Below are 12521 nucleotides of genomic sequence, written 5' to 3'. Positions count from 1 at the left end.
CATGTCGCCTGTGATTTCCCTCACCGTCGAAGCTGGTCTGCAAGCCGAACAGGATCTGTTGGCCAGCATCTGCGCGGGCGACGCCGAGTTCGGCCTGCTGTTCTGGCAGCCCAACGACCGTGCGCTGGTTATGCCGCGTCGCTTGAGTCGCCTGCCAGGGTTTGAACACGCCTGTGAAGTATCGGCCGCCAACGGTTGGCCGGTGCTGTTGCGCGAAACGGGCGGCGAACCGGTGCCGCAGTCAGCCGCTACGGTCAATATCGCCTTGGTCTACGCACCACCGCGCAGTGAAGGTGACCACGGACGTATCGAAACCGGGTATCGCCGGTTGTGCGATCCCATCTGTCAGCTGTTGGACGAGTTGGGCGGGGTAGCTTCGCTGGGAGAGGTGGAAGGGGCTTTTTGTGACGGGCGCTTCAACGTCAACCTCGACGGCCGGAAAATGGTGGGCACCGCTCAGCGCTGGCGCCAGAGCAAGGGTGGCCAACGTCCGGTGGGGCTGGTTCATGGCGCGCTTTTGCTGGAGAACGAGCGCGAGTCCATGGTCGCGGCAGTCAATCGCTTCAATGAGGCTTGCGGCCTGGAGCAGCGAGTGCGAGCTGAGAGCCATATTGCCCTGCATGAAAAATTCCCGGCGCCTCACGCGCTGGAGCGGCTCGACGCTTTGTACCGGGAGCTGCTGAGCAATCTGCTGGGCGCCTAACGCGTTCCGAACACCACCATGGTCTTGCCTTTGACACTGACCAGGTTGCGCTCTTCCAGATCCTTGAGAACGCGACCGACCATTTCCCGCGAACAGCCGACAATCCGCCCAATCTCTTGGCGGGTCACCTTGATCTGCATGCCGTCCGGGTGGGTCATGGCATCGGGCTGCTTGCACAGTTCCAACAGGCAGCGTGCGACTCGTCCGGTGACATCGAAAAATGCGAGATCGCCGACCTTGCGGGTGGTATTGCGCAGGCGCTGTGCGATTTGTCCGCTGAGGACGTAAAGAATGTCTGGGTCTTGCAGGGACAGTTCTCGGAATTTTGCGTAGCTGATTTCCGCAACTTCACATTCAATCTTGGTCCGCACCCAGGCACTGCGTTCCTGTTCCTTGCCCGCCTGTTCGAATAACCCCAGCTCGCCGAAAAAATCCCCGGAATTGAGGTAGGCGATGATCATTTCCCGACCGTCATCATCTTCTATGAGGATAGTGACCGACCCCTTGATGATGAAAAACAGCGTCTCGGAACGATCTCCCGCACAAATGATGTTGTGTTTGGCTGGATAGCGGCGGCGCTGGCAATGCATCAAGAGTTTGTCGAGATTCTTGATCTTGAACGTGGGAGTAATGGCAACCATGGTTGTATCCCGAAAGACTGCGCAGTGATTTGGTTTTTTTATAGACGCGAATGGCTATCGCTAAAAGCTGGCCATGCGCCAGCGAGTTGGCGTATGGCCAGCTTAACAGAGGCGTCCTTAATTGATTTGAGAATTTACCTACGTGCTGGTAGGTCAGGTCTCCTAAGACGCAGAGCGGTCATGCCGGAGCGCTGTGCTAAGCTGGCGACCCTTTTTTTAACAGTGGAGTCTTGGCGATGAAGGCACGCATCCAATGGGCTGGTGAAGCCATGTTCCTCGGTGAGTCAGGCAGTGGTCATGTGGTCGTCATGGACGGCCCGCCAGAGGCCGGTGGGCGGAACCTGGGTGTTCGGCCGATGGAAATGCTCCTGCTGGGCGTGGGCGGTTGCAGCAACTTCGACGTGGTCAGCATTCTCAAAAAATCCCGCCAGGCGGTCGAAAGCTGCGAAGCTTTCCTGGAGGCAGAGCGCGCCACTGAAGATCCCAAAGTGTTTACCAAGATCCACATGCACTTCGTGGTGAAGGGGCGGGCCCTGAAGGAAGCCCAGGTCAAGCGCGCCATTGAGCTGTCCGCCGAGAAATACTGCTCGGCTTCGATCATGCTTGGCGCCGCCGGGGTCGAAATCACCCACGATTATGAAATCATCGAGTTGGGTTGAGTCGATAGCTGACGGGCCGTATTGAAGTTTTCGGACAGAAAAAAGGCGACTTCCCTAGGGGGACGTCGCCTTTTTAATTTCCGTGGGAATGAGCTAGTCAGTCCCCAATTGCCGTCAAATCCGATAAGTGCTTTTGGTCATGACCTTGGCCAGCAGGCTCATGCCGAACTTCACCGGGGCCGGAAAACGGAAGCCACCGGCCTCAAGCGCACTCTCGGCGTGGTGTTCCTCATCCACGCGCATCTGCTCAAGGATCGCCCGGGATTTTTCATCCTCGGCTGGCAGTTGTTCGAGGTGTTCATTCAAATGCTTGCACACTTGATGCTCGGTCGCCGCAACGAAACCAAGGCTGACTTTGTCACTGATCAACCCGGCAACGGCGCCGATCCCGAATGACATCCCATAGAACAGCGGGTTCAGGACGCTGGTATGGCTGCCCAGCTGGCGAATCCGTTGTTCACACCAGACCAGATGGTCGATTTCTTCCTCGGCGGCATGCTCCATTGCCTCACGCACTTGCGGTAGCTTCGCTGTCAGCGCCTGGCCCTGATACAGCGCCTGGGCACAGACTTCGCCGGTGTGGTTGATGCGCATCAGTCCGGCGACGTGGCGGGTTTGCTCGTCACTCAGTTGCGCGTCTGGCTGCACGATAGCCGGTGATGGGCGGTACGGCTGGCCACTGAAGGGCAGCAGCGTGCGCATCGCGGTATCAGCTTGCAGCAACAGACGGTCAATCGGCGAGTAGTGACGTTGGGTAGTCATGCTTACCTCCGGGAAAAATCACAGCGGCCAGTTTAACCCAATCGACCGCCGAAGATTTGCGTTGGGTCAGGGGTATCAGCCCGGCGGCCAGTTCATCTGGCGCTGCCCCAGCACATGCATATGAATGTGATAGACCGTTTGCCCACCCAGTTCATTGCAATTCATCACCACGCGAAAACCTTCTTCACAGCCCAATTCAAGTGCCAGGCGCTGGGCAGTGAACAAAATGTGTCCAGCCAGGCCTTTGTCTTCTTCGGCCAGGTCATTGAGGGTGCGAATCGGTTTTTTCGGTATGACCAAGAAATGTACAGGCGCCTGTGGGGCGATGTCGTGGAAGGCCAATACCTGGTCATCCTCGTAAATGATCTTCGCCGGGATTTCCCGGTTGATAATCTTGGTAAACAGAGTATCCACAGCTGTTTTCTCCGTTGGGTTCGTCGAGGTCGGGGGCATGAAGGCTCCGGTTGAGGCGCCTGGTTATTCAACTTGAAGGGGTCAGCGCGGGCAATAAGCCTTGTTGATCATGCCGGCGATGGTTCGTACCAGCCATCGCGACCCCAGTCGCGGCAGTGCGGCCAGCCAGCGGTTGCGGCGTCCGGGAATGATGATGGCGCGGTTGCGGTCCAGTGCACGCACGGCGTACAGGGCCACTTCTTCCGGGCTCATCAGCAACTTGCTGTCGATGAGTTTCTGTTCGTCCATCTGCGCCCTGGAAAAGAAGCCGGTCCGGGTCGGGCCAGGGCAAAGCACCGAAACCTTGATCGCGCATTTCTTCAGCTCGACCCGCAGGGCTTCGGAGAAGTGCAGCACATAGACCTTGCTGGCGTAATAGGTACTCATCCAGGGGCCGGGCCGGAACGCGGCAGTCGAGGCGACGTTGAGGATCTGGCCGCCGCCAAGCAGCGCCATGCTGTTACCGATGGCATGACAAAGCCGTGTCAGGGCGAGGATGTTGACTTCGATCAGATCCTGCTCGGTCATCCAGTCCTGGCCCAGGAACGGCCCGCTGGTGCCGATGCCAGCACAATTGACCAGCAGATCAATCTGCCGCTCGCCTTCCTCCAGTTCCAGCAGAAAGCCTGAAAGCCTCAGCGGTTCTCCCAGGTCGCAGGCCCGGAACAACACCTCTACGCCAAACCGCTGAGTCAGTTCGATTGCAATACTTTCCAGCCGATCACGCTGTCGAGCCACCAGTATCAGGTTGCGGCCGCGCCGGGCCAGCGCTTCAGCCATGGCCAGGCCAATGCCGCTGGAAGCGCCAGTGATCAGTGCGTAACGGGTCATGCAGTTCTCCATCGCAACAGCCCGCCGCCAGTTGACTGGGCTGTCACCGGCATGAAGCGCGCTTATTGTTCCTCTTCTTCCTCATAGTCTACAGAAGGCGAGGCGGGCTCGGCTGCCTCGACAGCGGGTTCTTCGGTGGTTTCGTTGCTGGACTCGCTGCTTTCATAGCTGCTCAGGCTGCTGCTGTCGTAATCCTCCTGGAGGGCTCCGAAGATGCCGGCAAAGGTAGCCAGGAAAATCAGGACGATCATCACAAGCCAAAGCGACGCCAGCAGTTTGACTGCCGTGGTATTGCGCGGTGGCGGCGGACCATACTGGTTTGCACCGGTATTGCCTGGGGCGATGATCAGGATGAACGGGAAGATGCTGCCCACGAATGGAACGAGGTTGATCAGCCACAACCACCCCGACCAGCCGAGGTCATGCAGGCGCTGGACGTTGAACTGGATGCTCACGAAGGCAAAGGCAAGTACAACGGCTGCGCCGAGCAGACCGCCGACAATCAGTGCAGCTATCGAGTTGGAAGCCAGCAGCCAGGCCGTGGCCAACCAGAAGCCCAGGCCGACCAAGGGCAGCATGGCCAGGGTCAACACCATGGTCCAGGCCAGGTAGCGCAAACGCCCGATACGCCCATCGAAGCTGAAGGGTTTTAGCGTGCTGTACTCGGCGAGCGCTTCACCCACTTCGGCGCGGGGAGGCGCGTACGGCGAGACGGGGTCGACGATCGACTCTGGATGGCGTCCACCCGGCTGTTGCGGCGACTCCTGTACTTCGCCAAGGCTCAGTTGGAGGGCGGCAGGTTCGGCTTCGATTCGGGCGTCGATTCCGCTCTTGTTGAGCGCTTCCAGGTACTGCTGGGCTTCGCTCTGGGACAGGTTGCTTTTAAGGGCAACCTTGCGACCGGTGAACAGCCGTTCAATGGCGCTGATGTCGCTTTTGAACAGTTCGGCGAGGTTGAGTTTGGCGGTGGTGGTATCGACGCCCGGCATCAGGCCTCCGTCGAATACGATGTTGAAACGGGTTTCGCTCATGCCCGGCATCCTTGTCTCTGAAAGTTAAGTAACTGTTGTTTTGGGGTTGCTTCAGCGGGGCCATTGCCCGCCAAGCTGCGCCGCCCGGGCATGTGCCTGACGGTATTCTTCATCCAGGCGTGCCACCAACTGATCGACGCTGGGCAAATCATTGATTTCACCCACGCCCTGGCCCGCGGACCATACGGTTTTCCAGGCCTTGGCTTCATCGTTCAGCGGTTTGAGTTTCGAGCCAAAATCCACCTCGCCCTTGTTCTGCAGAGCGGCCAGATCGAAACCGGCGTTCTCCAGGCTCTGGCGCATGAAACTGGCCGGCACTCCGGATACAGCGGGAGTATGCACGATGTCTGCGGCTCTGGATGTGAGCAACATCTCTTTATAAGCGTCAGGGGCGTGGCTTTCGCTCGTAGCGATAAAGCGCGTACCGAAGTAGGCCAGATCGGCGCCGAGCAATTGTGCGGCCAGAATCTGATGACCGTGGTTCAGGCATCCTGCAAGCAGCAAGGTCTTATCAAAAAACTGCCGGATCTCGGCAATCAATGAAAACGGGCTCCAGGTCCCGGCGTGTCCGCCTGCACCGGCGGCAACGGCGATCAAGCCATCGACACCGGCTTCGGCGGCTTTCTCGGCATGACGCCGGGTCGTCACGTCATGGAACACCAGTCCGCCATAAACATGGACGGCATCCACCAACTCCTTCACCGCGCCAAGGCTGGTGATGACAATCGGCACCTTGTGTTCGATGCAGATGGCCAAGTCGGCTTGAAGCCGCGGGTTGCTGTGATGGACGATCAGGTTCACAGCGTAGGGTGCCGGATTTTCCAGGGTCCCCAGGCCTGCTTCGATTTCCTCCAGCCAGGCCTTGAAGCCACTGCTTTCGCGCTGGTTCAACGCCGGAAAGCTACCGACGATGCCGTTACGGCAGCAGGCCAGCACCAGTTGCGGATTGGAAATCAGGAACATTGGCGCTGCCACGACGGGCAGGCGCAAGCGTTGTTCAAGCAGAGCGGGCAACGACATCGCAAGTACCCCGGATAATGGACGCTGATTGGAGATTAGAACGGTCGGACGACAACCAGAATTACGATAGCCAGCAATATCAGGACCGGCACTTCATTGAACCAGCGATAAAAGACATGGCTGCGGGTGTTTTCGCCACGGGCGAAGCGTTTTACCTGGGCGCCGCACATATGGTGGTAACCGATCAGCAGCACGACCAGGGTCAGCTTGGCGTGCATCCAGCCACCTTGGGTGAAGTAGGCGCCGGCATTGAGACTGAGCAGCCAGATGCCGAATACCACGGTGGCAATCATCGCCGGGCCCATGATGCCGCGATACAACTTGCGCTCCATGACGCTGAAACGCTCCTTGCTGACGCTGTCCTCGCTTTGGGCGTGATAGACAAACAGGCGAGGCAGGTAGAACAGGCCGGCGAACCAGCAGACCATGCTGACGATGTGAAGTGCTTTGAGCCACAGATAGAGCATTTTTAGTTATTCCCAGGATTCACGGTAGCCCGATAGTAGAGGTTAGAGCGTCCGCACGTCACCTTGGCGGTTGTCGCCGGGCCCTGCGGCCCCTATCATCGACGGCTTTCCAGTGGGTTCGTTGAGGGCAGGTTTATGGTCAAGGTCGGTATCGTCGGCGGCACGGGGTACACCGGTGTCGAACTGCTGCGTCTGTTGGCACAGCATCCGCAAGCTGAGGTGGTGGTCATCACTTCCCGATCCGAGGCCGGCCTGGCCGTCGCCGACATGTACCCGAACCTGCGAGGTCATTACGACGGCCTGGCGTTCAGCGTTCCGGACATCAAGACCCTCGGCGCTTGCGATGTGGTGTTCTTCGCCACGCCCCACGGTGTCGCCCACGCCCTGGCGGGTGAACTGCTGGCCGCCGGGACCAAGGTCATCGACCTGTCGGCGGACTTCCGCCTGCAGGACGCCGATGAATGGGCCAAGTGGTACGGTCAACCTCACGGCGCGCCGGATCTGCTCGACGAGGCAGTCTATGGATTGCCGGAAGTCAATCGCGAGAAAATCAAGCAGGCCCGACTGATCGCGGTGCCAGGTTGCTATCCGACGGCAACTCAGCTGGGGTTCCTGCCGCTGCTCGAGGCCGGTCTTGCCGATGCTTCGCGTCTGATTGCCGACTGCAAGTCCGGTGTCAGTGGGGCCGGGCGTGGCGCCAGTGTCGGTTCGCTGTACTCCGAAACGTCGGAAAGCATGAAGGCGTACGCGGTCAAGGGGCACCGTCACCTGCCGGAAATTCGCCAGGGATTGCGCCGGGCTGCGGGCAAGGAGGTCGGCCTGACCTTCGTGCCGCACCTGACGCCGATGATTCGTGGTATCCACTCCACTCTTTATGCGACCGTCGTCGATCGTTCGGTGGACCTGCAGGCGTTGTTTGAAAAGCGTTACGCCAACGAGCCGTTCGTCGACGTAATGCCGGCAGGCAGCCATCCGGAAACCCGCAGCGTACGCGGTGCGAACGTTTGCCGGATCGCCGTGCATCGTCCGCAGGACGGTGATCTGGTGGTGGTGTTGTCGGTCATCGATAACCTGGTCAAGGGCGCGTCCGGCCAGGCAGTGCAGAACATGAACATCCTGTTCGGGCTGGATGAGCGCCTGGGGCTGTCCCATGCAGGGATGTTGCCGTAACGGCAGTTACACGCTTTCAGTTGGCAACTACAAGCTTGAGGCTTGTAGTCGCCGCTGCTCTTCTAAATAGTTGACCGATTTTCTAGGAGAAGCGGATAATGCCTGCCATCACGCATTATGGCGGCGTAAGCGCCGGGAGATATTCAGCATGAGCGTCGAAACCTTCACCCCCACGGCTTTGCAATTCACCCACGGTGCCGCGCACAAGGTGAAGAGCCTGGTCGATGAAGAGGGCAATGATCGTTTGAAACTGCGCGTGTTTGTCACGGGCGGCGGTTGTTCCGGTTTTCAGTACGGTTTCACTTTTGATGAAGAAGTGGCCGACGACGACACCATCGTCGAGCGCGAAGGGGTCAGCCTGGTGGTCGATCCGATGAGCTTCCAGTACCTGGCAGGTGCCGAGGTGGATTATCAGGAAGGCCTGGAAGGCTCGCGATTCGTGATCAAGAACCCAAACGCGACCACGACCTGTGGGTGCGGTTCTTCGTTCTCGATCTGAGTACTTCAATAAAAAGCCGCAGCGCCTTAGGGCCCTGCGGCTTTTTTGTGTCCGTCATTATTGGATTCAGGCCGGGTAGATGGCGCCGAGTACGCGTAGCCCGCGTGCGCCGGTGACACTTGGGCGGTTGCCGGGAATACCTTCAAGGCAACAATGGGCAAGCCAGGCGAAGGCCATGGCTTCAACCCAATCCGGGTCTACGCCGTATACCGCTGTACTGCTGACTTTGGTATCTGGCAGCAAGTCAGCCAGGCGTTTCATAAGCGCCTGGTTGTGCGCGCCGCCGCCACAGACGAGCAACTCTTGAGTATTGGACTGGGCATGTTGGAGTGATTCGACGATGGTCAGGGCTGTCAGTTCGAGCAACGTTGCCTGCACGTCTTCCGGGGTGAAGACTGGTAACTGCGACAAATGCTGTCTCAGCCAAGGCAGGTTGAATACTTCACGCCCGGTACTTTTCGGCCCCTTCGTGACAAAGAAGGGATCGCTGAGCAGCGTCTTGAGCAGAGCTGGCTCGACTTTCCCGCTGGCAGCCCATTGACCGTCACGATCGAAATGCTCGCCTCGTTGTTGGTGTATCCAGGCATCGAGCAATACGTTGCCTGGGCCACAGTCGAAACCGGCTACTGGTTTTGCTGGCTCTATCAGGCTGAGATTGCTGAAACCGCCGACATTCAGCACGGCGCGATTACCGACTCGTTCTTCGAACAGTGCTTCGTGAAATGCCGGAACCAGCGGGGCGCCTTGTCCACCGGCGGCGACGTCGCGGCTGCGGAAATCGCTGACGACGGCGATGCCGGTCAACTCGCTCAACAAGGCCGGATTGCCAATCTGTACGGTAAACCCGCGGGCTGGTTCATGGCGGATGGTCTGGCCGTGGCTGCCGACCGCCGTGATGTCTTCAGGCTTGAGTTTCTGTTCGTTGAGCAGGGTATGGATACCCTGTGCAGCGAGCTTTACCCAGCTTTGCTGGGCAATGGCGGAGCGGGCGATTTCATCGGGCCCACTGCTGCACAATCCGAGCAATTCGGTGTGCAGGACGGCGGGCATCGGAATGTAGTGCGTGGCGATCAGTTTGATCGCCGGGGTCAGTTCGATCAGTGCGATATCCAAGCCATCCAGGCTGGTCCCGGACATCACACCGATATAGAGCGCCATGCTTAACGCTTGCTCGAGGCCAGCATGGTGGCTTTCTCTTGATCCATGCGAGCCATCAGGGGCTGGCTTTGGGCCAGGAAGCGCGCGCGCTCGGCCTTGGCGATCGGATCGGCCATCGGCAGTTTCTGGCCTAGTGGATCGACGTGGACGCCGTTGACCTGGAACTCATAATGCAAGTGTGGGCCGGTGGACAGGCCGGTAGTGCCGATGTAGCCGATCACCTGCCCTTGCTTGACAGTACCGCCGGTCTTCACGCCTTTGGCGAAGCCCTGCATATGGCCGTACAGCGTGCGATAGGTATTGCCGTGCTGGATGATCACGGTGTTGCCATAACCGCCACGACGTCCGGCCAGCAATACCTTGCCGTCGCCGGCAGCCTTGATTGGCGTACCACGGGGGGCGGCGTAGTCGACGCCTTTATGGGCGCGGATCTTGTTCAGGATTGGATGCTTGCGACCGGCGGAGAACTTCGAGCTGATACGGGCGAAATCAACCGGTGTACGGATGAAGGCCTTGCGCATGCTGTTGCCGTCGGCAGTGTAGTAGCTGCTGTTGCCTTGTTTGTTGGTGTAGCGCACTGCGGTGTACGTCTTGCCGCGGTTGGTGAAGCGCGCGGAAAGAATCGGACCGTTGCCGACGCTCTTGCCGTTGACCACTTTTTGCTCATAGATGATGTCGAATTCGTCACCCTGGCGAATGTCCTGGGCGAAGTCGATGTCGTAGCCAAATACACTGGCCATGTCCATGGTCAGGCTATGGGAAAGGCCGGCACGAGCCGCCGACTGGGACAATGAGCTGTTGATGACGCCATGAACGTAGGCCGAGCGAACGGTAGGTTTGGCGGTGACGCGGTTAAATACATAACCCTTGTCGTTTTTGGTCAGGGTGATGCTTTCCAGGTCGCTCAGCTTGGTGTGCAGGTTGGTCAGCTGTCCGTCTGGATTGAGTTCGAATTCGAGTTTCTGGCCGCGCTGCAGTTGAGTGAACTGCTTGGCTTGCTTGTCGCTGGCCAGGATTTCATGGACCGAAGTCGAGGGCAGGCCAACCTTTTCGAAGAGGGTGGAAAGTGTGTCGCCCTTGGCAACAATCACTTCGCGATGGTCTGGTCCCTTCTTCTCTTCTGCTACAGGCGCTTCTACTTGGGTGGCGGCCTCGGCGGTGTCTTGCGGGCTGTTTTCAATCTGCGCAAAAGGAGAGGCGGCCGGTTCGTTTGTGGCTTGAACGGCTTCGGCGGCGTCTTGTTCTTGTGTCAGTTGTTCAGCAGGGCTTTCCAGTTCAAGACTCAGAGTCGTCTTTTTGGCTTCAACATCGCTGGAGGGAAACACCAGGAGCGCCAGGCTAAGGAGGGCTGCGATGCCACTTGCGGCAAGCAGGTGGGTCTTTGGGTAAAGCGGTGGCGCTTTAGACGGTTCTGTGGTCATAAGTAATTTTGACTTTTGAAAAGATGAATTGGAAAAGATGAATGACATGATGAAGATGAAATAACTGTATAAAATATAACCAAAACCCCTGCGAAGCAAGCCCGCGAACGCTCTGTTCTGTGGATTGGCGTCCGCGCGCCGGGCAAACCTTGTATTTGGTGCGCGATCTTGTATGGTTGGGGCCCTTTGAATCTGAGCCTTACGGGTCTGTTATGAAGTCGGTTGAAGAGCAGCTAGCGCTGATCAAACGTGGTGCGGAAGAACTGTTGGTCGAGTCCGAGCTGATCGAAAAGCTCAAGCGCGGGCAGCCGCTGCGTATCAAGGCTGGCTTCGATCCGACGGCGCCCGATCTGCACCTGGGTCATACCGTGCTTATTAATAAGCTGCGCCAGTTCCAGGATCTGGGGCATCAGGTCATCTTCCTTATAGGTGACTTCACCGGGATGATCGGTGATCCAAGCGGCAAGAGTGCTACGCGCCCACCGCTGACTCGTGAGCAGGTTCTCGATAACGCCGAGACCTACAAGACTCAGGTTTTCAAGATTCTTGATCCGGCCAGGACTGAAGTGGCTTTCAACTCCACTTGGATGGATCAGATGGGGCCGGCGGATTTCATTCGCCTGACGTCTCAATACACCGTGGCTCGTATGCTCGAGCGCGATGATTTCGACAAGCGCTATAAATCCAATCAGCCAATTGCCATTCATGAGTTCCTCTACCCGCTTGTACAGGGTTATGACTCGGTCGCGTTGCGCGCGGACGTTGAGCTCGGCGGTACTGACCAGAAGTTCAACCTGTTGATGGGGCGTGAGTTGCAGCGCGGCTATGGTCAGGAGGCGCAGTGCATTCTGACCATGCCATTGCTGGAAGGTCTGGATGGCGTGAAGAAGATGTCCAAGTCGCTGGGCAACTACGTAGGTATCCAGGAAGCGCCAGGCGTCATGTACAGCAAACTGGTCTCCATTCCTGATGTGCTGATGTGGCGTTACTTCGAGCTGTTGAGCTTCCGATCCATGGATGAGATCAATGCGTTCCGTGCCGATGTCGAGGCGGGGGCCAATCCGCGAGACATCAAGATCAAGCTGGCCGAAGAGATTGTTGCTCGTTTCCACGGTGAGGAGGCTGCGGCCAATGCTCATCGTGCGGCGGGTAATCGCATGAAGGACGGTGAGTTGCCGGATGATCTGCCGGAGATCGAGTTGACTGCTGCCGAGGATATGCCGATTGCGGCAGTCCTTAATAAAGCAGGCCTGGTCAAGAACGCAGCGGTGGCGCGAGATCTCCTGGGTTCGGGCGGCGTGCGTATAGATGGTGAGGTTGTGGATCGCACCTATATATATGTGCTGGGTTCTACTCATGTATGTCAGGCCGGCAAGAAGGCTTTCGCGCGTATTACGCTGAAATCCGAATAAAGCTGAAAAAAGGTGTTGACGGCAGATTCTGGAAGTCTATAATTCGCCCCACTTCCGGCGCAGTCGAAACGGAAAACTCCTTGAGATTCAATGAGTTAAGTAAGTTTCGAAGGTGTTGGGCTTCAGTTCATCGAAGCCCGGAAGGAGCAGGTAGAGCGGTGTTGTTTGGCTCTATCGGCGGTTCGATCTTCTCGGTCGAAAGCGGTGAAAAAGAGGTGTTGACAGCAGCGAGTAACGCTGTAGAATTCGCCTCCCGCTAACGAGAGATCGGAAGCGCAAGTGGTCGCAAGTGGT

At 58.1% G+C, this 12521-nt stretch carries 14 protein-coding genes; 5 read left to right on the top strand and 9 right to left on the bottom strand.

Translation table 11 applies throughout. From position 1 onward, the window contains the following. Position 1 precedes the first annotated feature (1 nt). Entirely contained in the window at positions 2–703 is a 702-nt protein-coding gene (locus tag AB4Z20_RS11955) for a lipoate--protein ligase family protein (RefSeq protein WP_253469887.1), read from the top strand. Here the strand turns inward: AB4Z20_RS11955 and crp are convergent. Continuing rightward, the gene (gene crp / locus AB4Z20_RS11950) at positions 700–1344 is read right to left on the bottom strand and encodes a cAMP-activated global transcriptional regulator CRP (protein ID WP_060740379.1); all 645 of its coding nucleotides are present in this window, start codon (positions 1342–1344) and stop codon (positions 700–702) included. The two genes, AB4Z20_RS11955 and crp, sit on opposite strands and share 4 nt — an antisense overlap. 236 nt (positions 1345–1580) lie before the next feature. Here crp and AB4Z20_RS11945 point away from each other — a divergent pair, with 236 nt between their 5' ends. Beyond that, the gene (locus tag AB4Z20_RS11945) at positions 1581–2003 is read left to right on the top strand and encodes an OsmC family protein (protein WP_003206127.1); all 423 of its coding nucleotides are present in this window, start codon (positions 1581–1583) and stop codon (positions 2001–2003) included. Between the two features lie 114 nt (positions 2004–2117). On the opposite strand, the gene coq7 is transcribed toward AB4Z20_RS11945, so the two are convergent. The 6 genes from coq7 to hemJ all read right to left on the bottom strand — a co-directional run bounded on the left by coq7 (position 2118) and on the right by hemJ (position 6567). Then, entirely contained in the window at positions 2118–2765 is a 648-nt protein-coding gene (gene coq7, locus AB4Z20_RS11940; protein ID WP_014340488.1) for a 2-polyprenyl-3-methyl-6-methoxy-1,4-benzoquinone monooxygenase, read from the bottom strand. 75 nt (positions 2766–2840) lie between these two features. After that, positions 2841–3179: a histidine triad nucleotide-binding protein gene (locus AB4Z20_RS11935; protein ID WP_003206124.1), complete on the bottom strand. Its 339-nt coding sequence runs from the start codon at positions 3177–3179 to the stop codon at positions 2841–2843. Between the two features lie 81 nt (positions 3180–3260). Further along, positions 3261–4049 (bottom strand): SDR family NAD(P)-dependent oxidoreductase, encoded by a 789-nt coding sequence (locus tag AB4Z20_RS11930; RefSeq protein WP_442089940.1) that lies wholly within the window; start codon positions 4047–4049, stop codon positions 3261–3263. Between the two features lie 62 nt (positions 4050–4111). Beyond that, positions 4112–5080: a DUF805 domain-containing protein gene (locus AB4Z20_RS11925; RefSeq protein WP_442089938.1), complete on the bottom strand. Its 969-nt coding sequence runs from the start codon at positions 5078–5080 to the stop codon at positions 4112–4114. Positions 5081–5131: 51 nt separating this feature from the next. After that, the gene (locus AB4Z20_RS11920; protein ID WP_442089936.1) at positions 5132–6100 is read right to left on the bottom strand and encodes an NAD(P)H-dependent flavin oxidoreductase; all 969 of its coding nucleotides are present in this window, start codon (positions 6098–6100) and stop codon (positions 5132–5134) included. A gap of 35 nt (positions 6101–6135) precedes the next feature. Further along, a complete protein-coding gene (gene hemJ, locus AB4Z20_RS11915; protein WP_442089934.1) occupies positions 6136–6567 on the bottom strand; it encodes a protoporphyrinogen oxidase HemJ in 432 nt (143 codons plus the stop codon). Between the two features lie 135 nt (positions 6568–6702). Between hemJ and argC the strand changes: the two genes are divergently transcribed. Both argC and erpA read left to right on the top strand, forming a co-directional pair. Further along, positions 6703–7737, top strand: a complete 1035-nt coding sequence (argC, locus tag AB4Z20_RS11910) for an N-acetyl-gamma-glutamyl-phosphate reductase (RefSeq protein WP_214509830.1) — start codon at positions 6703–6705, stop codon at positions 7735–7737. A 148-nt stretch (positions 7738–7885) separates the two neighbouring features. Beyond that, positions 7886–8236 (top strand): iron-sulfur cluster insertion protein ErpA, encoded by a 351-nt coding sequence (erpA, locus tag AB4Z20_RS11905; protein ID WP_003206114.1) that lies wholly within the window; start codon positions 7886–7888, stop codon positions 8234–8236. 66 nt (positions 8237–8302) lie between these two features. Here the strand turns inward: erpA and AB4Z20_RS11900 are convergent, their stop codons facing one another. Continuing rightward, positions 8303–9394, bottom strand: a complete 1092-nt coding sequence (locus AB4Z20_RS11900; RefSeq protein ID WP_442089932.1) for an anhydro-N-acetylmuramic acid kinase — start codon at positions 9392–9394, stop codon at positions 8303–8305. Positions 9395–9396: 2 nt separating this feature from the next. After that, the gene (locus AB4Z20_RS11895; protein WP_253469873.1) at positions 9397–10815 is read right to left on the bottom strand and encodes a peptidoglycan DD-metalloendopeptidase family protein; all 1419 of its coding nucleotides are present in this window, start codon (positions 10813–10815) and stop codon (positions 9397–9399) included. A 212-nt stretch (positions 10816–11027) separates the two neighbouring features. Here AB4Z20_RS11895 and tyrS point away from each other — a divergent pair, with 212 nt between their 5' ends. Next, entirely contained in the window at positions 11028–12227 is a 1200-nt protein-coding gene (tyrS, locus tag AB4Z20_RS11890) for a tyrosine--tRNA ligase (protein WP_253469870.1), read from the top strand. Positions 12228–12521 lie beyond the last annotated feature (294 nt).

Source organism: Pseudomonas sp. KB_12 (assembly GCF_052114545.1).
Lineage (GTDB): Bacteria > Pseudomonadota > Gammaproteobacteria > Pseudomonadales > Pseudomonadaceae > Aquipseudomonas > Aquipseudomonas brassicacearum.
Note: the sequence above shows the minus strand (reverse complement) of the source record. Positions and strands in the feature narration are given on the sequence as shown.

What these genes read in the sequence shown, in the direction of transcription:
- hemJ (WP_442089934.1), bottom strand. Translation starts at nt 6,567, where the DNA reads ATGCTCTATCTGTGGCTCAAAGCACTTCACATCGTCAGCATGGTCTGC.
- AB4Z20_RS11955 (WP_253469887.1), top strand. Translation starts at nt 2, where the DNA reads ATGTCGCCTGTGATTTCCCTCACCGTCGAAGCTGGTCTGCAAGCCGAA.
- AB4Z20_RS11930 (WP_442089940.1), bottom strand. Translation starts at nt 4,049, where the DNA reads ATGACCCGTTACGCACTGATCACTGGCGCTTCCAGCGGCATTGGCCTG.
- coq7 (WP_014340488.1), bottom strand. Translation starts at nt 2,765, where the DNA reads ATGACTACCCAACGTCACTACTCGCCGATTGACCGTCTGTTGCTGCAA.
- tyrS (WP_253469870.1), top strand. Translation starts at nt 11,028, where the DNA reads ATGAAGTCGGTTGAAGAGCAGCTAGCGCTGATCAAACGTGGTGCGGAA.
- argC (WP_214509830.1), top strand. Translation starts at nt 6,703, where the DNA reads ATGGTCAAGGTCGGTATCGTCGGCGGCACGGGGTACACCGGTGTCGAA.
- AB4Z20_RS11925 (WP_442089938.1), bottom strand. Translation starts at nt 5,080, where the DNA reads ATGAGCGAAACCCGTTTCAACATCGTATTCGACGGAGGCCTGATGCCG.
- AB4Z20_RS11900 (WP_442089932.1), bottom strand. Translation starts at nt 9,394, where the DNA reads ATGGCGCTCTATATCGGTGTGATGTCCGGGACCAGCCTGGATGGCTTG.
- AB4Z20_RS11895 (WP_253469873.1), bottom strand. Translation starts at nt 10,815, where the DNA reads ATGACCACAGAACCGTCTAAAGCGCCACCGCTTTACCCAAAGACCCAC.
- AB4Z20_RS11920 (WP_442089936.1), bottom strand. Translation starts at nt 6,100, where the DNA reads ATGTCGTTGCCCGCTCTGCTTGAACAACGCTTGCGCCTGCCCGTCGTG.
- AB4Z20_RS11945 (WP_003206127.1), top strand. Translation starts at nt 1,581, where the DNA reads ATGAAGGCACGCATCCAATGGGCTGGTGAAGCCATGTTCCTCGGTGAG.
- erpA (WP_003206114.1), top strand. Translation starts at nt 7,886, where the DNA reads ATGAGCGTCGAAACCTTCACCCCCACGGCTTTGCAATTCACCCACGGT.
- crp (WP_060740379.1), bottom strand. Translation starts at nt 1,344, where the DNA reads ATGGTTGCCATTACTCCCACGTTCAAGATCAAGAATCTCGACAAACTC.